The organism is Psychrobacillus sp. FSL K6-4615 (genome assembly GCF_038008225.1).
In the GTDB taxonomy this organism is placed as follows: Bacteria; Bacillota; Bacilli; order Bacillales_A; family Planococcaceae; genus Psychrobacillus; species Psychrobacillus psychrotolerans.
This window is the reverse complement of sequence record NZ_JBBOYQ010000001.1, coordinates 3,457,449-3,479,242: the sequence shown is the minus strand read 5'-3', so window position 1 is coordinate 3,479,242 and position 21,794 is coordinate 3,457,449. Positions and strand designations below refer to the sequence as shown.

The following is a 21,794-nucleotide window of genomic DNA, read 5'->3' as shown; positions in this document are numbered from 1 at the left end:
GAAGATAATGAATCTTTACAAATACTTAAGTGCATTCCGTGAGAAGGGTGCAGATCCATTATTGTTACAAAAGGTAATTGAAGAGAATAAAAACGACAGAGACAAGCGATTGAAATTTTATGAACGGTACAAAGCATCAATTGGAGGAGTACCGGTTTTAACGCGTGAGGCCGTTGATTATGAAGACTTTGAAACTGGATCTATTAAACGTATAGATAACATGGTGAATAATCGTCTTAATAACTCATTTGATGCTGAAATAGTAGACACGAAAGTGGGCTATATGTTTGGTCATCCGATTGGATATGATGTAGATGAAAAGGTAAAAGACAAATTGATAAGGTTAAAAGATGAAATAGAATCTTTTAGGCTACGTAATAACATCGAGGATAAGGATAGTGAGTGGGGTAAAAAATCAGCAATATGCGGTTACAGTGCTCGCTTAGCTTACATCGACCTAGATGGGAAAGAACGCATTATCAATATTGATCCTTGGGAAACCATTATTATTTCACCGAGCGATTACACGGAACCAGAATTTGCAATTAGATACATTTCGATAGACGAGAACAAACTGCGCGTAGAGTTTTATAACGACACAAATTATTATGTCTTCGAAACCAAAGAAAATGCTCTTGTATTAATCGAAGGAAAGCTTCACCGATTTGATTATTGTCCGCTATTTGGTTTACCTAACAATGAAGAGCTAATGGCTGATGCTGAGAAAGTACTTTCTTTAATTGATGCGTATGACCGCACTATTTCTGATGCTTCAAATGAAATTGAACAATATAGGTTGGCGTATCTGATACTTAAAGGCCTTGGTGCTGACGATGACACTCTAGCAGACTTAAAGAAGTCAGGTGTTATTGAGTTATTCGGTGAGAACGATGATGTGAAATATCTTACTAAAGACATTAACGACACAATGATTGAGAACCATTTAAATCGCTTAGAGGAAAACATTCTTAGATTTGCAAAATCAGTGAACTTCTCAGACGAATCGTTTGGCGGAACCATTACAGGTGTAGCTATGAAGTATAAGCTCATGTCATTAGAAAATAAATGTATCACAATGGAGCGAAAGTTCGTTGCAGCATTACGCTACCAGTTCAAGGTATTGTGCAGTGCATGGTCCAAACGAGGTATCTGTAATAATGATGACTACCTAAAGGTTTGGTTTAGCTTCAAACGAAACATTCCAGTCAACTTATTAGAAGAAGCGCAATCGGCTGTTATGTTGAAAACAGTGACATCTGAGAAGACTGCGCTTTCTACATTATCTATTGTGGATGATGTAGATTATGAGTTAGAGCAACGCGAATTAGAGCGTGACAGTATCCCACCTTTGATGGGCGGTGAAGAGAATGGATCTGGAGAAGTATAGTGAAAAGCTAGAGAAATGGGCGGATAAGGAACTTTCAAAGATAGAAGGTTCTATTCGTCTTTTTTATCGCAAGTTAGTCAACACCGCATTATCAGAACTAGGTAAAATCTATGCAGATTATGAGGAAGATGGAGTATTAACCTATGCAAGCCTTATTAAATACGATCGTTTAAAGAAATTTATTGATTCTTTAACAGAGCATGTAGATACAATGAGCGTTGCTACTCGCGAAACCATAAATAATCATTTAGCTGAATCATATGTATATTCATATTCTTGGATGGGCTGGGCAATTGAGAGCGAGGCTCGTAAGAATTTACAATATGGGACATTAAAAGCAGAACAAATTAAATCCGCTATTGATAACCCAGTAAAAGGTTTGACGTTATCACAGACGTTGGAAAGAAACAGACGGGACATAATTTATAAGATTCAACAAGAAGTCACACAGAGTCTTGTGAGAGGTTCTACGTATAAGGAAATGGCTACAACTCTAAAAGATACGTTTGATGGTGACTATAAAAAGGCTATTCGTGTAACACGCACTGAAACACATAGAGTACGTGAGCAAGGGACTTTAGATAGTACCAAGCGAGCTAATTCTAAAGGCGTAATCATGATGAAGAAGTGGCGCAACATGAAAGACCGTAGGGTCCGTAAAACGAGCAAAGCAAACCATGTGAAAATGGACCATGTAAAGATTCCTGTTGATGATCTATTTGATTTGGGAAATGGCGAGCAAGGAACTGCACCTGGAAACACTGGTTATGCTCACCATGATATTAATTGTCGATGCATTTTAGTTTATGAAATTGATAGTATCAAGGGGCAGACCAATGAAGAGTTAGCTCAACAGACATTCGAAAGTTTTAGAGAAGCAATGAATGGATAAGTCGTCTTTAGACGGCTTTTTATTATGCCTAAAAAAGGTGGTGGTGACTCTTGTGTTTTGTTAAGTCAAATTCGAGAAAGGCATGGTGATTCAACATCTCGTAGCTATGCGTTAAATAGTACTTATCCTTGCACTTACTGGTGTGTGTAGAAACTGTAAGGGCGAATGAGAGGGTGTTATAAATGCCGACTGAAATCACAGTCAAAACTAATCCAGATGGTTATATAAGTATTGAAGCAAAGGGACATACAAAGTCTGTTGTATGTGCTGCTGTTTCTACTCTATTACAATCATCTGTCCGTTATTTGCAAGATTTAGAGGAACAATTTCCGCAAGATTTATCCGTAAAAATAATCGAAATGGACAAGTAGGCCCGAACTACTTGGCATAGGAGGAAACCACATGTTAGAGATCAAGAAAAAAGAGCGTTTATCTGTAAGAATTAATCAGTTTGATGGTGAGGCGGTTACTTTTGATCAAGTTAAAGCGTTTTTAGATTCAAACAAAGATAATGCTGAAGTAAAGGAGTACTACAATTCGAATGTATTGACCGCTGATAACGTTAAAACGTTTTTAGAAACTAACGAAGCAAAGAAAATACTGCAACCTAAACTAGATGCACATTTTACAAAATCATTAGAGACTTGGAAAACGAATAACCTTGATTCGTTAGTGGACGAAGAAATGAAAAAACGCAATCCAGATGAAACACCAGAACAAAAACGCATTCGTGAACTTGAAGAAAAGCTACAAAAACAAGAAAAAGAAAACAAACTTTCAAAATTAAAAGAGACGGCATTAAAACATGCGACAAAACAAGGTTTAGATAGCGCATTTGCAAGTAAATATATTGAAAGATTCATAGGTGATGATGAAACTGCTACAACAACATTACTCGATGAATTAAAAACAGATCTTGATGGACTTGTTAATACTCAGGTAGATGCAAAGTTCAAAGAAAGTGGCAGACATATCGAACAAGGTGGCGGTGCTACCGATTTAGGTTCAATAGATATTAATACATTAGCAGCAGAAGCAAGCATTAGAAACTAGGAGGAAAACATACATGAAAAAACATATTTTAAAGGTAAACATTAAACAATTCGATTTCAATCCAGCAAATGTCTTATTACAAGATGCTGTAAATGGTTCTATTCCAAAGGAACAAGGAACACTTGTATTAAAAGATTTTATGACACAATCTGCAGTCACTAGACTAGCAAAATATGAGGAAATGACGAAGCCGGAAAAAGAATTTACCTACTTGGCGTCAGGACCAGGAGCTTACTGGGTTGGGGAAGGTGAGAAAATCCAAACATCTAAAGCTACTTGGTTAAAAGCAACGATGAAATCTAAAAAACTTGGAGTTATTATCCCTGTTTCCAAAGAGTTTTTACGTTATTCGGTTACAGATTTCTTTACACAAATGCGTCCAGCGATTGCAGAAGCATTTGCGATTAAATTTGATCAAGCTGCATTATTTGGTGTTGATTCACCATTCGGAACTGGGGTATCTGTATTCGAGAAAGCAACTACAGCAGGTAATATTCTAACTCATGATGATGCAGGGAACTTATATGATGAACTTAATGGATTAATGGCTCTTGTGGAAGATGGGGACAAAGATGTGGATGGTTTTACTACTACTCGTCGATTCCGTCAAAAACTACGTGGTACAAAAGACAATCAAGGACTTCCGATTTTCAATGATGCAACTGGCGGAGCTACTCAACAAGCTCTAGGCTTACCAATCGGTTATGTTGATTCAAAATCATGGGATTATGCAAAAGCACTATTAATAGCGGCTGATTGGGATTACACTCGCTACGGAATTCCTCAAGGGATGGAGTACAAAATTTCAGAGGATGCTACGTTGTCTACTATTGTAGATGAAAATGGAGATCCTATTAATTTATTCGAACGTGATCTATTTGCATTGCGTGTAACTCAACAAGTAGGATTCATGACATTGACAGACGATGCATTTGCAGCATTAACACCAGATGTAACACCTTAATAAAAGGCGACTTAATGTCGCCTATATCATTATTTTGAGAGGAGAAAGTTAAATGGCTGAAAAAGTATTAATTAAAAAAGGAAACAAAGAGATCGAGGTTACAGAAAAGGCTTTTCGAGTGGTCTATTCCGGACAAGGCTACAAATTAACTGAAGAAAAGGAAGACGTAGATTACTTTGGCCTATCACGTGAACAGTTAGAAAAAATAAAGAATGATGATCTAAAAGCATTTTTAAATAAAGAAGCGATTGAATTCCCTTCAGATGGCAAAAAGGATGAATTGATCGATTTAATCCTAGGAGAGTAGGTAGAGGAAATGAATATCAATGAATTAAAAGAGTTACTGCAAATTCATGATGATTCAAGAGATCCGTTCCTTACACTTAAGCTCGCTGAAGCTATTGATTTCGTTCAGGGTTCCTGTAATCAAAACTTTATCAAAGAAGACGTACTAACATTACCGGCAACAGCTAAAGGTGTTATCGCAACATATGTGCAATACGAACTCAATGGTAATACTGGCGTGAAAAGTGAGTCGATGGCAGGTATGTCACAAAGCTTCGAATCTAGCGAAGAGCGAGATAATGCTTTGATTAAGCGTTTGAGCGTTGCAGGGCTTCGTAAGATTAAATTCATTCCAATCGGAAGGCGGAGAGTATTATGAGTCCAGTTCGAATAACGGTGAGTGATAATAATCGAATTCCTCAAGTGTTATCCGACCTCTCAAAGGCTAAACAAAAGAAGGCAAAAGTTGGTTACATGCAAGATACTGAGCTTTCCATGATCGCTAGTGTTCATGAATTTGGTGCACGGATTCAAGTAACGGATAAGATGCGAGGTTATTTAGCGTCTCAAGGTCTACATTTGAAAGCTACAACAACTCATATAGTTATACCTGAGAGGTCCTTTCTGCGAACTGGTACTGATGCTAACATTGATGCTATTCAAGCAAAAGCACAGGAACTTATAACAGATGTAGTCAATGGGAATGTATCAGTAGAGACGTTTTTCGAGATGTTGGGTCTTGAGTTGAAAGGGAAGATTCAGGAATACGCAATTGATCTAGATAATCCAGTCAACCATCCGTTTACTGTTGAGCGTAAAGGTTCAAGTAATCCTTTGGTGGATAACGGAGGGCTTATTCAATCGATGGAGGTTGAAGTTGAGTGAGTATGTATAACTTCAGTCGCTTAATTAATAAGTACAGCCGGGCAACAATTTTGCATGGTGAGGCTACAGAGGGTACATGGGTTAACGGTAAATGGGTAGATGGTGTACCATCACAAGAAACTATCTCACTTGCAGTTATTCCTTTTGACATTAAAACTATTGCTCAATTAGGTGGCACCGTGACTGCTGCAGATGCGCAAATTTATAGCCTTAATGCTTTGAAACATGGCGATAAAATCGAACAAGATGGAGCTAAGTATACAGTCGATACAAGTGCTAATTTCAAGCCTTTTGGAGACTTTTACCGCTATATCGCTAAAGGGGTGAGTTCGTTTGATTAATTATGATGACATCTGGCTTCCAATATGGAACGGCCTTACTAATTACACTGGCAAAACAGTCATACAAGCTGAATCAAGCGGAAAACAACCCACATATCCTTTCATAGCAATTAAGAAAACATTGATTGGTGAAGGCATTGGACAACCTGTCACTGCTTTAGAAGATGTTATCCAAACATTGGAGCAAGACATTGAACTAGTTTTGTCTATAACCACTCATGCTTCAACTATTGAAGAATCAGAAACATTATCTCTTAAAGCAAGAGCTTATTTCTTAGGAAAAGGAACAATAGAATTATCAGATCATTACATCACAGTCGTGGATGCACTAGCTATCACGAATCGTGATGTTTTTTTGAATATTGATTACGAACGAAGAAGTGGTTTTGATGTGAGATTACGTGTTCGTGGTCAAGAATCATATGAAATAGATGTAATAGGAAAAGTAACAATTAATTAGGAGGGACAACATGCCATTAAAAGACGTTACAGTCATTATTGACATTAAAAAACCATCTGCATTAGAGGGTTTAGGTACACCTTTAATCTTAGCAGATAAGACAGGCGCTCAGTCGTTTAAAATCTATGGGGATATTGAAGGTGTAGAAAAAGATTTCCCTACGACAACAGATGCTTATAAAGCGGCGAAAGTAGCCTTTAAACAAGGAGATACAAGTACAGCGAAAGTAGCAATTGCAACATACGATTCGAGCGCAACAACGCCAATAACTGCTGCAGAAACACTTGCTGAATATTACGGTGAGGATTGGTACTTTGTTTCACTGGCAACAGGTTCAGTATCTGATTTCATTGCTATTTCAGATGTGGTAGAAGGTGAAGGGTTTAAGATTGCGGCACATACTGTTGATAATCTAACAGATTTAGAGACTATTTCAGCTAAAAAATATGATCGCACTTTTGTAATAATGCATGACAAACTAGCGCAATATCCACATTTAGCATTAATTGGTGGTCATGGTTCTAAAACGGTTGGTTCCATTACTTATAAGTTTAAAAAGCTTATTGGGATAGATCCAGCACCTTATGACAAAACCACATTACTTGCTATTCATGCGTTAAACGGTTTTGCCTATGTATCTAAAGGCGGTGTCTATCAAACCTCAGAGGGTACTATGCTGAGCGGTGAGTACATTGACGTTATTCACGGTAAAGACTGGGTGAAAGTGAACATGGAACAAGCGATTTCAACGCTTTTCACAAATAACGACAAAATTTCATTTGATGATGTGGGAATTCCACAAATAGAAGGAGAAGCACGTACAATCTTAGAAATCGCAGGGCAACAAGGCATTATTGCTCTTGATGAAGCGGAGCAACCACTTTACACTCTTACAGCGAAAAACCGCGCACAAACAAACGCTGCTGATCGTGTAGAACGTCACTATAAAGGATTATCATTTAGCCTAGAACTTGCAGGTGCTATTCATGAAGCAACTGTTTTAGGCGAAATGGTTTATTAAGGAGGGGTAATCAATGACAGGACATATTGGAACATATGATGCCCGTAAAGTTGTAACGACTGTTGGAGGTATGTTTATTACCGGATATGGTGATGGAACGATGGTAAAGGCATCAAAGGACAACGATAACTTTGAAGCTTCATCTTCAGCACAAGGTGATGCAGTCGTTTCCATTAACGGAGACGGCATGGGGACAATAGAAATCACATTAAATCAAACATCCCCATCCATTTCTTTACTGGATGGCTTCGCAAATGCAAGAACGCTTATTCCAGTCTGGGTAAACTCGAATAATGAAATAAAAGAAGTGGTAGGCGGTACTAAAGCGATGGTAACTAAACCCTCAGATAAAGAGTTTGGTAAGTCCGCTACTAGTCGCGTATACACACTTAAAGTATTTGACTATACAGTTAAATAATAAAAGAAAGGGGAGTGGGCTTATGCTCACTCTTTTTAATTTGCTATGAAAAAAACACACATTACCAATCATTTAAAACGAAAAGAATGGGAGCGAAAACAAATGGCTAAAAAAGGTGAACAAAAAACATTTGAATCAAAAAAGAACGGTAATAAATACTTATTTCAACATCCTGGGTTACGCGAATCGATTAAGATGCGTGATAAATCTAAGAATGAACATGGTGTACAACAATCTGAAACGCTCTATGAAGATATGATGGAACATGTAATTTTCTTAGAAGGCGGCGAAAAGGTAGACTTCGATCATTTCGAGGAAGTAGGAGGATTTTCAGAAGTAATGTCCGCGGCTATTAAATTTACCTTTCAAGAGGGCTAAACCTAAAGAACTTCATCGGCAGACAGTTGATGAGAATTGGGTTTTTTGGCGACCTATCATGGAAGGAAAACTAAGCTACGAACGAGCTGAAACTATGACTCTAGATGAGTTGTTAGAAGTTAATGCAGCTATGGATAGTTATATACAAAGGTTGAATGAAGCGAGGGGAGGTTAAATGAATGTCGTCCTTACGTGATGTAAACGTTGCAATAGGCATGGATATAGCAGACGGTCCCCTTGCTCAACTCGATAGAAGAATCGATGAAGTATTAAGAAGTTTGGCTGGAATTGACGTATCTGCTATTGATAATGCAATAGACGACGTAGGAGATCTAGCAGATGAATTTGGTGATTTAGAGGATACTATTAATGGTGCTGCAGATGAGGTTGGTAATTTAGATGATACTGATTTAAATAATCTAGATAACGAAGTGAAAAAAGCTGATAAAGGCATGGGGGTACTAAAAAAAGCAGTACTGGGTGTCGGTTCTGCCTTACTTGCCCTTGGAATTGGTGCAGCACTTAAAGATTTTACGACAGGTGCTATTGAGGCAGCAGCTAGTACGCAAGCAATGACAGCTCAATTTAGTGCTGTATTTGGAGAGCTCGAAGAAGAATCAAGTACTAGCTTAGATAAAATCTCAAAAGATACCGGAATGCTGGCTAGCAGGCTCAAAGGTAGTTTTACTCAAATGGCGGCATTCGCAAAAACTACTGGAGCAACTACAGCAGAATCACTAACATTGACAGAGCGAGCTACATTAGCGGCAGCTGATAGTGCTGCATTTTATGATAGATCCATAGAAGAAGTTGCAGAAACTATGCAGTCGTTTTTAAAAGGGAACTTTGAGAACGATGCTGCATTAGGGATTTCTGCAACTGAAACAACAAGAAACGCTAAAGCTAATGAATTGTATGGAAAATCTTTTACTAAGTTATCAGAATCTCAAAAGCAACTATCTTTACTGGCAATGGTTGAGGATGGAAATAAACTAGCAGGAGCTTTAGGGCAAGCAGCTCGGGAATCCCAATCCTATGAAAACCAAATGGGTAACTTAAAGCAATCATGGGAAGATTTCATGGCAAAGGCAGGAGCTCCTATTCTGGAGCAAGCTGTAGGGGTTCTTTCTAAATTAAGTGAAGTAATTTCGGGTATGGATCCTGGTCCTTTTATGGAAATTGTTTCAAATGGGTTCGATAAGTTGAAGGAAATAAAAGATATAGAAATTCCTCCGGAAATTGCTGATGCTATATCTGAAGTAGGCAACGCTTATATTGACACTTATAAAGCACTCTTTTCAGGAAACGTTAGTGGTGTGGCTGAAATTTGGGAAAGTCTTGGAGTACCTCCTGAAATTGCAGAAGGAATTCAAGGTTTAACTGAAGTGTATATAGCTGGGTTTAATGGTGCAAAGGATGTCGTGATTGAATTTGTGGACAACGTTATTGTGCCTTTAATGCCAGTTGCTCAAGAATTTATTGGAACAGCGATGGGATTCATTGGCAGCGTTGTTGGCGGAGTAATGAATATCTTCGACACGTTAAAAGTTGTTATTGCAGGATTGGTGGAAAATGTAATCGTTCCATTAATGCCAGTTGTTAGTTCGATAATTGAAACGGCATTTGCTATAATCTCGCCAATTTTAAGGATTGCAGGTGATTTGTTTGTAGCCATTTCTGCTGCAGCTAATTTTATGGTGACAGAGATAATTGTTCCATTATTACCTTTAGCAGTAGCAGCATTAGAAGGTGCTTGGGTTGTCATGAAGCCGATCCTAGACGGCATTGCTTGGGCTTTTGACGGAATTGCTGATTCAATTGAATGGGTTATTAAAAAACTAGGTAGCGTTGCCTCATCAATGAAAAACTTCGATGTAGGAGATAAAATCGGCGGTGCAGTTTCGTGGGTAACTGATAAAGTACCTGGTTTAAGTGTCGGTCTTGGTCGTGTTCCTTACGATGAAATGCCTGCTTACCTTCACAAAGATGAGGCAGTATTACCGAAAGATGAAGCTGATGCTTTGCGTAATGCAGGTATCTTAAAAGGCGACGGTACTGGTCCTACACTTGATTTTGACGGAGCTAGTTATAATAATGCAGCACCTATTTCTAGTGGAACTAATACGTCTACTGTAAATGCGCCAATTCAAATCATTGTACAGGGGTCAGATAAACCACAAGAAACTGCTAGAAGTATTAGAGAAGAATTAGAAGGATGGTATAGCGATCTAGGAGCTATATTTCCAGTTGTAATGGAGGGATAGAGATGGCAAAAATTAACGCAATAAAGATCGATGTATTAAAAGAAGAGTTACAAAATGACGTTGAACTGCCATCTCATCCAGTCGAGAAGGGCATAAACTTAACTGATCATGTCGAAAAAAAACCGGTAGTTTTGAAGATTAGTGGAAAATTAATAAGACCTGATAAAACATCATTAGAAACGCTTTTAGGACGACTATCTACAATAGAAACTAAGGGAACTTTGGTCGTTTACGAAGGACGCAGAATATATCATAACCTTATGATTGCGTCCTTTTCTCATGATGCTGATTCAAAAATAATGAACGGTTTTAATTTTAGTATGACACTAAAAGAAGTCCGATTTGCTCAACCTTCTTATATATCTTTACCAAAGAAAACTAAAGCAGCTGTTGCAGGTGTATCTAGCGTCGGACGAAAGCAAACGGTGAATAAAAAGCAATCTCCTATTTATCATGTAGCAAAAAAAGGAGATACCTATTACGGAATTGCACAGGAATACGGTGAAAAGTGGCAAAAAGTTCAAAGAAATAATAAATACCCAGCAACTCAAATACCGATTGGGGCAAAAATAAAAGTGGGGTGATAAGGAATGAACTTTGAATACATTGAAATAGAAAAAGAGCTCATTCCTTATCGCTTTGAAATTGAGCTCGGTGTTGAACTGTTTGAGATGGAGATAAATTATAATCTAGGACATGATTTTTTTACTATCGATTTATACAAAGATGAAGAAGTTTTAGTGTTAGGAGAAAAAATAACCTATGGAGTACATTTATTCGAAGAGGTGTTTGACTCTCGTTTCCCTGGACCTACCATCATTCCGATAGATGAATCAGGTATAGAGCAACGTGTTACGTATGAAAATCTTAATGAGACTGTCTTTTTGAAGTTGGTGAATGATTTATGAGTACTATTCAATTTGGAAGAGTCACTGAGATTATAACGAGTGATTTGAAGATATCTAGTGAAACGTTAGAGATTGAATTTAATATTCCGTTCGATGATGATCCTGATCCAAATATAAGCGATATTGTTGTATATAATCTATCAGATACTACACTGAGCAAGCTCAAAAAAGGTGTAAAAATAACCATGAATGCAGGTTATAAGAATGATAAAGGTGTTATCCTATCGGGCTACATCTCAAAAGTTTCATCTGAGAAGGGTGGAGCTGACAGAGCTACAAAAATTTCAGTAGTAGACGGCCAACCGATTAATGACAAAAAAACAATTAAAAAAGCATTCAAAAAGGGAATTAAAGGTGATCAAATTTTAAAAGAACTTGCTAAAGCAATTAGTTTAAAAATAGCTGTCATCAAGTTACCTAAGAATGTTGTTTATAAAAAGGGATTCTCTGTGAATGGCTCTATACTCGATGCAATGAAAAAGATTGCGAAAGACTGTGAAGCTAATTTCTATATAAGTCGTTCAAATGTATATATCCGTTCGATAAAAGAGGGAGATAACACTAAATTCATTCTTAACTCTGATACTGGTCTAATTGGTTCTCCAGAGTATTTCGAAGAAGAAAAAAACGGAAAATTGGTTAAGGGGTACAAAGTAAAATCCTTGCTTCAATATAGAATGAACACGGCTTCTATCATCGAATTGCAATCAGTATTTGTTAAAGGTAAATTTCGAGTGCGAAAAGGTAAGCATTACAGAAAAGGTGATTCATTTTATTCAGAAGTAGAGGTGATTGCTTGAGTAATTCTACTGAGTTTTATTCAAATTTTAAAAATCAAATACTTCTATCTATAAATACCTGCATGCCCTGTAAAGTTCTTTCGTACAACGAAGGCTCTCGAACAGCTAAAATTCAACCTTTGTTCATGGTAAAAGAAATGAATAGAGCTCCTGAGAAGTTATCGGTCGTTAATGATGTTCCTGTAATGTTTGAAAGAGTAAAGCTAAAAAACAATACGGCCATCTCAGTATCTATACCGAACAGTGATCATACTCAAATTACATTTAACGAGCCTGTAGAGTTAGAACCATCTATTAATGCGGGAGATACTGTCTTAGTTGTTTTCGCTCAAAGGAGTATTGATGATGCAGTTGAAGGGAATCTTGTTTATCCTGGTGCTTCCCGTTTATTTGATGTCCATGATGCAATAATTGTAGGTCTATTGTGAGGTGAAGTAATGAAAACTATTGAGCTAACAGGTGATGGAGATTTACTGTTTGAAAATGGTGATTTTATGCTGATTGAGGGAACGCAAGAGGTTGAACAAGTATTAACTATCTCTCTGTCAACTAATCTAAAAGAATGGTTCCTAAACCCTGATATAGGATTAGATTTTATGAAGTTACTTGAAAAGCCTTCTGACGAAGAAATAAGGTCCGAAATCATTCGTGTATTAGGGCAAGAGGGACGGGTAGAAATTATTAACGACGTTGAAATAATACAGGACCGTAAATTAAGAAAACTAAATGTGAGATATGAAGTTCAATTAATCGATGGCCAAACATTAAGCGAGGAGGTGGTCTTAGGTGGCGCTTGATAGCAATGGCTATAAACGAAAAACTTATGATGATTTATTAAATGATATGTCAGCAAAAGCAAAAGAAAAGTTTGGAGAGAATGCGAACGTTACAGAGCGGTCAGTATTAGGTATCTTGCTCCGAATAATGGCATGGTTTTTATCTTTGGCATGGCAAGATAACGAAAATGTTTACTATTCAGCTTATCGAAAAACAGCAGAAGGTACCCAGTTGGATATGCTCTTACCATATGCAGGTATAACACGAAATTTAGAACAATATGCTTTTGGAGCATTAGAAATAACCGGCACACCTAATCACTTGGTGAGTGCTGGTTTTTTAGTATCTAAATCTAACTCAGATATATTCTTCGAAACAACTGAAGATATTGTTCTTGATACTTTGGGAAAAGGTATTGTCGAAATAAAAGCAGTTGAATTAGGTAGCGAAGGAAATGTTGGAGCAAATACAATCGTTGAGATAGTTAATCCAGATGCAGATGTAACTAGTGTTACAAATATATCTAAAACATCAGGAGGCAGAGAAAAAGAAACGGATTTAGAAGCTCGTGAAAGAGCGTCTGTCACTGTTGAGGGTATGGGGTCTGCAACAACCAATGCCATTAGAACGAATATATTGAAACTACCTTCTGTTCGTGCAGCTACAGTTATTGAGAATTACGGAGATGTGCCAGATGCTTATGGAACTCCTATGAGAGCGGTGCAGGCATTTGTTTTAGGAGGAACAGACGAGGATATAGCGAGAGCTGTTTTCGAGAAGAAAGCAGGAGGAATTCAACCTTACGGGACAACTTATGTATCTGTCATTGACGATAGTAAAAACCCTCAACATATAGGGTTTACTAGAGCAGTTGAAGTACCTGTATATTTAAAAGTTGCCATAAATACAAACACTTCATTCCCTACAGAAGGAATTGAACAAGTTAAGTCTGTGCTTATTAGATATATAGGTGGTACTGACATTGATTCATCTGTCTATGCAGGTTTAAATATGGGGGAAGATGTTATTGAATCCAGATTAATTGCTCGTACTTATCAAGTTCCAGGTATTGAAGACGTTTCAATCCAATTGTCCCTAGATGGTATCAGTTTTGATGAATCAAATTTAGCAATTGGTTTACAAGAGGTAGCTCAGTTAGATGCTTCTAATATAGAGGTGACAGTCAATGTTTAGTACAAAGACTATCATGAGTCGTTTTGCTGATTATTTTGCTAAGCATCCTAATTCAAACTTATCAAAACTAATCAGTATTTTTTCGGATGAATTGGTGGTATTGCAAAATACAAATCAAATCATCATGTCATGGAGAGGTATTGATAATGCAAAGGGCAAATCATTAGATTTAATTGGAGAAAACGTTAATCAGTCACGAGGCGTGGCGACAGATGAAGTTTATCGTATCTTACTAAAGTCAAAGATTGCTAGAAACCTTAGTGATGGAGCTATAAATACCATTATTCAAGTAATTTCAATTGCGTTATCCACAGATCCATCCACAATTAAAATCGTGGAAAAATGGAATGATGTTGATGATCCAGAGCCTGCAGCAATTAAACTAATTGAAATGCCACTAAACAAAATAAATGAAGCTGGATTAGATCCCATAAATTTCATAAGGATTGTTCAAAGGACAGTAGCAGCAGGTGTAAAAGTTGGAGTAATTGAGCTTTCTGGGACCTTCGAATTTGGAGATGAAAATAATGCTATTGATAATTTAAAAGGTTTTGGAGATATAAATGATGTTTCTATTGGTGGTTATCTCGGAGCTGTGTACACACCTGCAACCGATCAAGAATTACCGATTTAAAGGAGAGTGATATAAATGGTACAACAATTACCTACTTGGCAAGATCCTGGAGTTGAACCTCCAGAGTTATTGAAAACTAATGGATGGCAACCAGGTATGAAGCCAAGTGCTCAGCACATGAACTGGCTGTTTAACCGAATTTATAAGTGCTTAGAAGAAATTCAAGCAGGTGGAGGAACGGAAGAATTAGAGCAAGAATTAGCAGCTTTACAACAAGCACTTGCGACGCATTCGGCCGATAATATTAAACATGTAACTCCGACAGACCGAACAAACTGGAATGGAAAAGCACCTGCAGTTCACACTCATACAATTGATCAAGTAACAGGATTGCAAACCGAATTAGACAAAAAAGTTAATGAATCCATGCGAAATGCACCAAATGGATTCCCGGGGCTTGATGCGAATGGAAACTTACCACCAAATTTAGTGCCTGGTGTATTGAAGAAAATAAGTGAACTAGACCTAGCTGTCTTACAATCAAGTAGAGTATCCTTTTCGGCATTGTCAGCTTATCGAGTGCTTGAGTTTAGATTTATAGACCTTAAACATGACTACACAGGCGGCAATAGAGAGTTATTTATGGAAATCAATGATATTACTAATACAACTGGACCTTATGTATTCGGAGGTTCCCACATAACAGGTACATCAATTTCTCAAACGGCTAATAATCAAGCTAATATAGCTTCATTAGCGATGTATACAGGCACGGTAGGAAATGACGGATATATAAAAATGATTAAAAATGGAGATTTTATATCTTTCATAGGACAAGCTATAACATCGGCTCCAAATAATTCGCTCAAAACCTCATCGATTGGCGTAAATAAAATCCTTGCCCCTAATGTTGATAAAGTATCTTTTAACCTACAAGCTAGTAAGCTAGTAGGCGGAAAAATTGAATTGTGGGGGTCGATGTAATGGAATGGGTAACTACAGAAGATGAATACGGCATCTATAAAACTCGTACAAATGAGTTAGGTATTACGGAAACCGTAACCGAGTACAAACAAAAGTATTGGGACGAAAACCCGCCGCAAGAACCCGAACCCAAGCCTCCGTCCGAAACGGACATACTGGCAGAAGAATTAGTGAAAATGAAATTCGAGAATATGCAAAAAGACAATGTAATCAGTACATTTGGCGAGGAAATTACAAAACTGAAATTAGAAATGATGATACTTAAAGGAGGAGCTTAATATGGCATTTTGGAAATTAGCTTATGATATGGGATGGATTGATCGTGACAAGGAGGCAGCAGCAATTAAATTGCGTTTAGCGGTCAAAACAGAAAGTAACCCGTTTGGAGAAATTACTTCAGAAGAGTATAAAACAATTACAAATAAAGAGTTCTAAGAAACTCAGCAGCTAGTTATTAATAAATTATTACATTGCCCTTTATAGTATAATTTGTCAGAATAGTATAAGGGGGGATTTCATGAGCAACATTACTGAGACAAACATTTATGAAGAAGTTGAACAGTTAGCTATAGAAAAAGGTTATGAATTAGTATTATTAGTTGGTGAAATTAAGGAACAGGCAGCTGGATCTCATGAAGTTGATGAAGAAAACAAAAAAATCAAAATTACCATCAATAATGAGTATAAAGATGATTTATCTGTGGGGGTTCATGAGTTACTTCACGCTAAATTATTTTTGACTGGCTTTCCTAAAACAAGAACGTATTACCATGCTAGTCAGACCAGTTTAAATTCAGTTGGACGCAGAGCTTTAGTAGAAATAGAGAATATTGCTCAACATACAATAATATATCCTGAAATAATTAATCTTGGATATAGTCAAAGAAAATTAGACCTTGTCTATTTTGAAGGCGTCAAAAATGAAATAGACACAGTTTTTAGTGGTCTAAATAAACTTGGTAGAGCATTTAGACTACTAGAATGCTACTATCGACTTCCCGAAGAATTTGCAACGATAGAAAAAGATATCAATGAAAAGCAAAATGCGGAATATGGTTTATTTAGAAAAATGAAAAGACTCTTAAGTAAAACTGGCACACCAAAAGAGATGAGAAAAGCTATGGGAAGTATGATAAAGCTAGTTGAAGAAGTAGTAAAAAAAGAAACTGGCAGCCAACTTTATTTAAGGTATTTTACAACTCTTAATCCCTATTTTAATGAGTACCAATTAAAACAAAAAGCATCTAAAATAGTATCCGCAATAAAGTTTAATGAATACCCAGACATTTTTTTAATAAATAAAGAAGACGATATATGTGTTACTTTTATTAGAGGAGACTCGATCTCATATGATCGTTATAAAAATTTACTTGAAGAAAAAACTTTAAAAGAAATATTATCTATGTAACATTTGGAACATATAGTGCCATAACAAATATTTAATTCTTTAGAAGGATTCCTTACCTCTTTTGTTGTATTCTAAATAAAAGAGGTGAATTCTAATGAGTTATCCAGTAAATCGAAGAGTTGTTTCGTTTAAAGGGGATACATTTATCGTGGATTTGTGGTTAGTTGATAATAAATACAACGCATTTGCACAACAAATATATGTGGACGATTACAGAGTAGGACATTCAGAAGGTTTACCAACTGAATCTATTGCAGAGTTCACAGTAATAAGTGAAATTCAGAAAAAATACAAATGAGAGCATCCACTTGGGTGCTCTTTTATTTTGCAATAAAGTAGGGGGTATGGGGATGACGGAGGGAGCTAGACCGTCTATGTACGAGAAAGTGAGAGATCTTGAAGAACAAAATAATAATCAAGATAAGAAAATAGATAATCATGAAGAACGAATTATCGCATTAGAAAAAGTTGATGAAAAGCACGAAGAACGTTTAAAAAACCTTGAAGAACAGTCTATCAAACTAGAAAATACCATTCTTAAAACAAGTACAGAAACACGAGAAGTTATGCGTGAACAGACTGAAACACAAACGAAGGAATTATACAGTCTTTTGAAGACAGCCATGGGTATTCAAAGTACAAGAACTACACAAAATCATGAATTCAAAATGCTTAAATGGAACACGATATCTACAATTGGAATGAAGGTAAGCGGTGCTTTACTTGGGCTACTTTCCTCTGGTGGATTGGTTTATTACTATGTAACACAAATTTTATTTAAATAGGAGGAAATATAATGAAAATCAACTGGAAAGCACGTTTTAAACACAAACAGTTTTGGATAGCACTTATTGCATTACTAGTGGTATTAGCAAATCAAGTCGCAGCTATATTCTCGATGGATATTACAGTTATTAGTGAACAACTAACAAACATTGGAGAAACTATATTGATGATTTTGGCTTTGATGGGTATTATCATTGATCCATTGACCGATGGATTAAGCGATAGTAAGCAAGGTTTAAAATATGACGAACCAAGGAAGTGGTAATAATGGTAGTTTCATTAGAAACATTAACAACACGGTCCATTAATCGCCTAGGCGCTGTTCATCCTACTTTGAAGGAATATACAATAGAATTGATAAAGCGTTGCTACCATGAGGGTATTTTAGTACAAATATCATCTGGTTTCCGTTCCAATGAGGATCAAGCCTATATTTATGGCCAAGGTAGACCGAGTTATATATGGAAGGGTAAAGTATACGGTTCAAAAGGGAGTATCGTATCTAACGCTCCCCCTGGAACATCCATTCACAATTATGGACTAGCTATCGATTATTTTTTAGTGAGTGATGATGGGAATAAATCATTGTGGACGGTCAATGAGAAATGGAAACGTGTTGCAGCAATTGCTAAATCCATGGGCTTTGAATGGGGTGGGGATTGGAAAAGCTTTAAAGATTATCCTCATTTGCAATACAACAAAGGTTTAACTATAGCTCAATTGAAGGCTGGACATAGACCTGTTTTTACACCACTTAAAGCAGTTGAAAGTGTTAGCAATGATAAAATCATGTGGGGTAAGACAGAATTAAAGCCTGGTCAAATAGGCAAGGTTACTATTTTAAAACGCATTAACCTATGGCAAGATGGATCAAATGGGAAACTTCAAATGGTTCGTGTTCTGAATCCTGGCGAAGAATATCGGGTGTATCGTTACCGAGACGACAATGATGGTCAATATAATGTTGGTGGCGGTATGTGGGTTACTAAAATGAATGGTTATATTAAGTATGAAACACCTTCTAAAGAGATGCTTGCTAAATTAAATACTAAATGATATCAAGCCCTGCTCATTAAATTGAGTGGGGCTTTTTTATTTTTTTAATAATAAGTCTATAGACATCACTATTTCCAATATGTACTATTAAAGTAATCGGAAAGGAGAAAATACATATGTGTTCAAAGTTTATTAAAGGCACAATAATTACAACCCTTACCATGGGTTTACTTACATTCCAGGTGAATACGGTGGAGGCAGCGTCTAAAGTAATGTGGGGTAAAACAGAATTGAAGGCAGGTCAGACCGGAAAAGTTACAATACTAAAAGCAACACCTTTAGTAAAGATAAATTCAAAAGGTGGGTTAACCACTGTACGTATGCTGAAAAAAGGTGAAGAGTATCGTACATACCAGTACAAAGCTCAAAACGGCGGTTTATACGGAGTAGGTTCTGCAGGGTTTGTACAGAAAAATCCAAGTGCTGTCAAATATGCAACACCGTCTAAAGAGAAGTTAGCACAAGTTAACAAGGGTAAAGTAACTGCACCTGTTGTAAAACCAGAAGTCACTGGAACTCAACAGTTTAAAAACTTAGACGACTTAAAGAAGATCGCAAAAGACTTATATAACAACCCACAGTTCCAACCTAAAGAAGTTGTAGTTTACACAAAAACAGACTTGAAAGATCAGTTTACAGACTACAGTTTCCTCTCAAGTGATATTAGTCAAAACATTCAAGGATACACTTTCTTCGGAAGAAGTGTAGAAATAAGAACTGATAAAATTTCAAATGGTGTTTACAAAAATAGAATGTTAGTAGTTAACGATTATTATGAAGATGATGAGATTTTACGTAAGGAAAAAATGGATGCTGCTGAAAAATATATTGTAGAAAATTATAAGCTAGAAACAGATTATGATGTTGTTGCTGCTATAAATGATTTTGTTGTTGGGCAACTTGAGTATGGTGGAGACATTGAAGATGAGCATCAGTATTTAATATGGTGGATGAACAATACTGTATGTACTGGATATACTGATTTGATGTCTATATTGTTGGATAGATTTGGTATTGAATCTAGATTGCTAACAGGAGATGCTCATGCTTGGAACGCTGTAAAAGTTGGTGGTAACTGGTACTATACAGATGCAACTTACACTGACAACATCACTAGAAAAGATGATAGATTTATATTATTTACACAGTCCCAAAGAGACAAAGATATCTTTAACATTGAAACAGATTTCAAAGCTACAAATGTTGAGTTTGACCAAAGCATGGCTAAAGCTTATAATTACAAAGAAGTAAAGAAAGCTCAAGTAGCGAAGAAATAACATATACTAATTTACTTGATATAAAAGGGTTAATTTTCGTGGATTAGTATACAGTTAGTTAAAAGAAAATATATGAAAAAAGCATCTCTCATGAGGTGTTTTTTTATTTGTCCAAATAATACTAGTTGTAAAATAGAACTATTGTTCGTATAATAAATAAAAAAGAAGATGAGGTGTTTATTATGCCGGACATTCGACCAGAGGAATTAATATACTTCGAAAATCAACTATATTTGCCAATGCTGATAAAAGTGTTAGAAAAAGACATCAATCAAATAAATAATTTACCGTTAAAATTAAAAAGACCGTACTTACAAATAGTAGAGACTGCAGCTGAAAAGGTACAAAAAGATTTAAAGGCATCGGAAATGTATTTACTCCGTAATGATATGAAAGTCTTTAAATGGGGAACTGATAACGACTCAACGACATACATTTTCCAATCAAGAGGGATAGAGGACCACAAGAAACTTTTAAACGTAGAGATAAAGAATAAATGCGAAGAATTACTGGGAGCTTATTTAATACAATAAAATAAAAATCACCAACCATATTATTACTTCATAATAGAAGGACTTTCCTTACTCCTCTCGAATAGATACTTAAAGGGGGGAGTTAAATGAAAAAATATGAAGTCAAAATTACTTTTTATAGCGGACAAAAATTTGAATTTGAAACTAATTCAGATGTACGGAGTTTAAATCCCATTGAAATAAACGGAGCACGAATGATTATGACAGAAGAAGAAATTGGGATCAATATTATTCATATTAAAGACATGAAAGTAATTGAACGAACTTAATATAGTAGAAAACCACCTTCTATTAATCAACGGAAGGTGGTTTTCTATTTAAATAGTAGAAACTCAAAGCGTCCAAAGTGACCGATGTGTGACCAAACACTAAAAAAGTGTGACCAAAGAAGATAAAAATAGATGGTTAATGAAAATTTATACCTTAAAAACTATTGTCAAATAAGACATTTGAAAGTAGAATAAATAATGTGAAATACAGGAAGTCTACTATGGTAAGGAAGAGGTCACCGGTTCAAATCCGGTTGGAAGCTTCTCATTAATTTATTTTAAGGAAAAAACTTGTCCTAATGTCAGATATATGATATTATAGTTCTTGTCTGGTTTTCATTTAAATAAGAAAATACTTTCAACAGAATGTATAATAGTTTTTCCAGATGGAATGCTATAACGTACTAGATTTTATAAAACCCAGGAGGATTAGCTCAGCTGGGAGAGCATCTGCCTTACAAGCAGAGGGTCGGCGGTTCGAGCCCGTCATCCTCCACCATAATATTTAAATTTAGCTTTGGAGGGGTAGCGAAGTGGCTAAACGCGGCGGACTGTAAATCCGCTCCTTAGGGTTCGGCGGTTCGAATCCGTCCCCCTCCACCAGTTTAATGGGGTATAGCCAAGCGGTAAGGCAATGGATTTTGATTCCATCATGCCCTGGTTCGAATCCAGGTACCCCAGCCAACTTTTTCAAATAGTATTGGGGCCTTAGCTCAGCTGGGAGAGCGCCTGCCTTGCACGCAGGAGGTCAGCGGTTCGATCCCGCTAGGCTCCATAAATATAGTAAAACTCTTTCAACCTAAAGTTGAGAGAGTTTTTTTGTGGGTGAAAATACTTTTCAATATAGTGCATTTTCCTTTATGATGAAATAAAAAGCGAG

General features: G+C 36.5%; 32 protein-coding genes and 4 tRNA genes. All 36 read left to right on the top strand.

What is annotated here, in order from left to right; all coding sequences use genetic code 11:
* The first annotated feature begins 7 nt into the window (after positions 1 to 7).
* The 36 genes from MKX53_RS17490 (at position 8) to MKX53_RS17315 (ending at position 21,689) form a co-directional block, all read left to right on the top strand.
* A complete protein-coding gene (locus MKX53_RS17490; RefSeq protein WP_340912930.1) occupies positions 8 to 1,387 on the top strand; it encodes a phage portal protein in 1,380 nt (459 codons plus the stop codon).
* Positions 1,368 to 2,279 (top strand): phage minor head protein, encoded by a 912-nt coding sequence (locus MKX53_RS17485; protein WP_340912929.1) that lies wholly within the window; start codon positions 1,368 to 1,370, stop codon positions 2,277 to 2,279. The genes MKX53_RS17490 and MKX53_RS17485 overlap by 20 nt, the downstream gene beginning before the upstream one ends.
* A gap of 182 nt (positions 2,280 to 2,461) precedes the next feature.
* A complete protein-coding gene (locus MKX53_RS17480) occupies positions 2,462 to 2,650 on the top strand; it encodes a ribosomal-processing cysteine protease Prp (RefSeq protein WP_340912927.1) in 189 nt (62 codons plus the stop codon).
* Between the two features lie 31 nt (positions 2,651 to 2,681).
* Positions 2,682 to 3,332 carry a capsid assembly scaffolding protein Gp46 family protein gene (locus tag MKX53_RS17475; protein ID WP_340912925.1) on the top strand — a complete coding sequence of 217 codons (651 nt, stop codon included), beginning with the start codon at positions 2,682 to 2,684 and terminating at the stop codon, positions 3,330 to 3,332.
* 13 nt (positions 3,333 to 3,345) lie between these two features.
* On the top strand, positions 3,346 to 4,296 hold the full coding sequence (locus MKX53_RS17470) for a phage major capsid protein (protein WP_340912922.1): 951 nt from the start codon (positions 3,346 to 3,348) through the stop codon (positions 4,294 to 4,296).
* Between the two features lie 52 nt (positions 4,297 to 4,348).
* Complete coding sequence (locus MKX53_RS17465; protein WP_340912920.1) at positions 4,349 to 4,603, top strand: hypothetical protein; 255 nt, start codon at positions 4,349 to 4,351, stop codon at positions 4,601 to 4,603.
* A 9-nt stretch (positions 4,604 to 4,612) separates the two neighbouring features.
* Positions 4,613 to 4,960 carry a phage head-tail connector protein gene (locus tag MKX53_RS17460; RefSeq protein WP_340912918.1) on the top strand — a complete coding sequence of 116 codons (348 nt, stop codon included), beginning with the start codon at positions 4,613 to 4,615 and terminating at the stop codon, positions 4,958 to 4,960.
* Positions 4,957 to 5,466: a hypothetical protein gene (locus MKX53_RS17455; RefSeq protein WP_340912915.1), complete on the top strand. Its 510-nt coding sequence runs from the start codon at positions 4,957 to 4,959 to the stop codon at positions 5,464 to 5,466. The genes MKX53_RS17460 and MKX53_RS17455 overlap by 4 nt, the downstream gene beginning before the upstream one ends.
* A 2-nt stretch (positions 5,467 to 5,468) precedes the next feature.
* Positions 5,469 to 5,807: a hypothetical protein gene (locus tag MKX53_RS17450; protein ID WP_340912912.1), complete on the top strand. Its 339-nt coding sequence runs from the start codon at positions 5,469 to 5,471 to the stop codon at positions 5,805 to 5,807.
* A complete protein-coding gene (locus tag MKX53_RS17445) occupies positions 5,800 to 6,267 on the top strand; it encodes a phage neck terminator protein (RefSeq protein ID WP_340912911.1) in 468 nt (155 codons plus the stop codon). Before MKX53_RS17450 ends, MKX53_RS17445 begins: the two co-directional genes overlap by 8 nt.
* 10 nt (positions 6,268 to 6,277) lie before the next feature.
* Entirely contained in the window at positions 6,278 to 7,288 is a 1,011-nt protein-coding gene (locus tag MKX53_RS17440; protein ID WP_340912908.1) for a DUF3383 family protein, read from the top strand.
* A gap of 13 nt (positions 7,289 to 7,301) precedes the next feature.
* Entirely contained in the window at positions 7,302 to 7,706 is a 405-nt protein-coding gene (locus tag MKX53_RS17435; RefSeq protein WP_340912905.1) for a phage structural protein, read from the top strand.
* A 102-nt stretch (positions 7,707 to 7,808) separates the two neighbouring features.
* Positions 7,809 to 8,084, top strand: a complete 276-nt coding sequence (locus MKX53_RS17430) for a hypothetical protein (protein WP_340912902.1) — start codon at positions 7,809 to 7,811, stop codon at positions 8,082 to 8,084.
* 179 nt (positions 8,085 to 8,263) lie between these two features.
* Positions 8,264 to 10,348, top strand: coding sequence for a phage tail protein (locus MKX53_RS17425; protein ID WP_340912900.1), 2,085 nt, complete (start codon positions 8,264 to 8,266; stop codon positions 10,346 to 10,348).
* A 2-nt stretch (positions 10,349 to 10,350) separates the two neighbouring features.
* Positions 10,351 to 10,932, top strand: a complete 582-nt coding sequence (locus tag MKX53_RS17420; protein ID WP_340912898.1) for a LysM peptidoglycan-binding domain-containing protein — start codon at positions 10,351 to 10,353, stop codon at positions 10,930 to 10,932.
* A gap of 6 nt (positions 10,933 to 10,938) precedes the next feature.
* Positions 10,939 to 11,256 carry a phage baseplate plug family protein gene (locus MKX53_RS17415; protein WP_340912896.1) on the top strand — a complete coding sequence of 106 codons (318 nt, stop codon included), beginning with the start codon at positions 10,939 to 10,941 and terminating at the stop codon, positions 11,254 to 11,256.
* On the top strand, positions 11,253 to 12,056 hold the full coding sequence (locus MKX53_RS17410; protein WP_340912894.1) for a phage protein: 804 nt from the start codon (positions 11,253 to 11,255) through the stop codon (positions 12,054 to 12,056). Before MKX53_RS17415 ends, MKX53_RS17410 begins: the two co-directional genes overlap by 4 nt.
* On the top strand, positions 12,053 to 12,484 hold the full coding sequence (locus MKX53_RS17405; RefSeq protein ID WP_340912890.1) for a Gp138 family membrane-puncturing spike protein: 432 nt from the start codon (positions 12,053 to 12,055) through the stop codon (positions 12,482 to 12,484). The genes MKX53_RS17410 and MKX53_RS17405 overlap by 4 nt, the downstream gene beginning before the upstream one ends.
* Positions 12,485 to 12,493: 9 nt before the next feature.
* Positions 12,494 to 12,853 (top strand): DUF2634 domain-containing protein, encoded by a 360-nt coding sequence (locus tag MKX53_RS17400; RefSeq protein WP_340912888.1) that lies wholly within the window; start codon positions 12,494 to 12,496, stop codon positions 12,851 to 12,853.
* The gene (locus MKX53_RS17395) at positions 12,843 to 14,027 is read left to right on the top strand and encodes a baseplate J/gp47 family protein (RefSeq protein WP_340912886.1); all 1,185 of its coding nucleotides are present in this window, start codon (positions 12,843 to 12,845) and stop codon (positions 14,025 to 14,027) included. Before MKX53_RS17400 ends, MKX53_RS17395 begins: the two co-directional genes overlap by 11 nt.
* Positions 14,020 to 14,661 carry a hypothetical protein gene (locus MKX53_RS17390; RefSeq protein WP_340912882.1) on the top strand — a complete coding sequence of 214 codons (642 nt, stop codon included), beginning with the start codon at positions 14,020 to 14,022 and terminating at the stop codon, positions 14,659 to 14,661. Before MKX53_RS17395 ends, MKX53_RS17390 begins: the two co-directional genes overlap by 8 nt.
* A 15-nt stretch (positions 14,662 to 14,676) precedes the next feature.
* On the top strand, positions 14,677 to 15,585 hold the full coding sequence (locus MKX53_RS17385) for a hypothetical protein (protein WP_340912879.1): 909 nt from the start codon (positions 14,677 to 14,679) through the stop codon (positions 15,583 to 15,585).
* Positions 15,585 to 15,863, top strand: coding sequence for an XkdW family protein (locus MKX53_RS17380; RefSeq protein ID WP_340912877.1), 279 nt, complete (start codon positions 15,585 to 15,587; stop codon positions 15,861 to 15,863). Before MKX53_RS17385 ends, MKX53_RS17380 begins: the two co-directional genes overlap by 1 nt.
* A 1-nt stretch (position 15,864) precedes the next feature.
* On the top strand, positions 15,865 to 16,020 hold the full coding sequence (locus MKX53_RS17375) for an XkdX family protein (RefSeq protein WP_340912876.1): 156 nt from the start codon (positions 15,865 to 15,867) through the stop codon (positions 16,018 to 16,020).
* An 82-nt stretch (positions 16,021 to 16,102) separates the two neighbouring features.
* Positions 16,103 to 16,993 carry a hypothetical protein gene (locus MKX53_RS17370; protein WP_340912874.1) on the top strand — a complete coding sequence of 297 codons (891 nt, stop codon included), beginning with the start codon at positions 16,103 to 16,105 and terminating at the stop codon, positions 16,991 to 16,993.
* Positions 16,994 to 17,087: 94 nt separating this feature from the next.
* Complete coding sequence (locus tag MKX53_RS17365; RefSeq protein WP_340912872.1) at positions 17,088 to 17,291, top strand: hypothetical protein; 204 nt, start codon at positions 17,088 to 17,090, stop codon at positions 17,289 to 17,291.
* Between the two features lie 52 nt (positions 17,292 to 17,343).
* A complete protein-coding gene (locus MKX53_RS17360) occupies positions 17,344 to 17,778 on the top strand; it encodes a hypothetical protein (protein ID WP_340912871.1) in 435 nt (144 codons plus the stop codon).
* 11 nt (positions 17,779 to 17,789) lie between these two features.
* Positions 17,790 to 18,044 (top strand): phage holin, encoded by a 255-nt coding sequence (locus tag MKX53_RS17355; RefSeq protein ID WP_340912869.1) that lies wholly within the window; start codon positions 17,790 to 17,792, stop codon positions 18,042 to 18,044.
* A gap of 2 nt (positions 18,045 to 18,046) precedes the next feature.
* Positions 18,047 to 18,835 (top strand): M15 family metallopeptidase, encoded by a 789-nt coding sequence (locus tag MKX53_RS17350; RefSeq protein WP_340912868.1) that lies wholly within the window; start codon positions 18,047 to 18,049, stop codon positions 18,833 to 18,835.
* Between the two features lie 116 nt (positions 18,836 to 18,951).
* A complete protein-coding gene (locus MKX53_RS17345) occupies positions 18,952 to 20,112 on the top strand; it encodes a transglutaminase-like domain-containing protein (RefSeq protein ID WP_340912866.1) in 1,161 nt (386 codons plus the stop codon).
* A gap of 182 nt (positions 20,113 to 20,294) precedes the next feature.
* A complete protein-coding gene (locus tag MKX53_RS17340) occupies positions 20,295 to 20,645 on the top strand; it encodes a hypothetical protein (protein WP_340912864.1) in 351 nt (116 codons plus the stop codon).
* 86 nt (positions 20,646 to 20,731) lie between these two features.
* Positions 20,732 to 20,914, top strand: a complete 183-nt coding sequence (locus tag MKX53_RS17335; protein WP_340912862.1) for a hypothetical protein — start codon at positions 20,732 to 20,734, stop codon at positions 20,912 to 20,914.
* 423 nt (positions 20,915 to 21,337) lie between these two features.
* Positions 21,338 to 21,413: transfer RNA gene (locus MKX53_RS17330), tRNA-Val, on the top strand.
* Positions 21,414 to 21,433: 20 nt separating this feature from the next.
* A tRNA-Tyr gene (locus MKX53_RS17325) sits at positions 21,434 to 21,517 on the top strand.
* A 6-nt stretch (positions 21,518 to 21,523) separates the two neighbouring features.
* Positions 21,524 to 21,598 (top strand) — tRNA-Gln (locus tag MKX53_RS17320).
* A gap of 18 nt (positions 21,599 to 21,616) precedes the next feature.
* Positions 21,617 to 21,689 (top strand) — tRNA-Ala (locus MKX53_RS17315).
* Positions 21,690 to 21,794 lie beyond the last annotated feature (105 nt).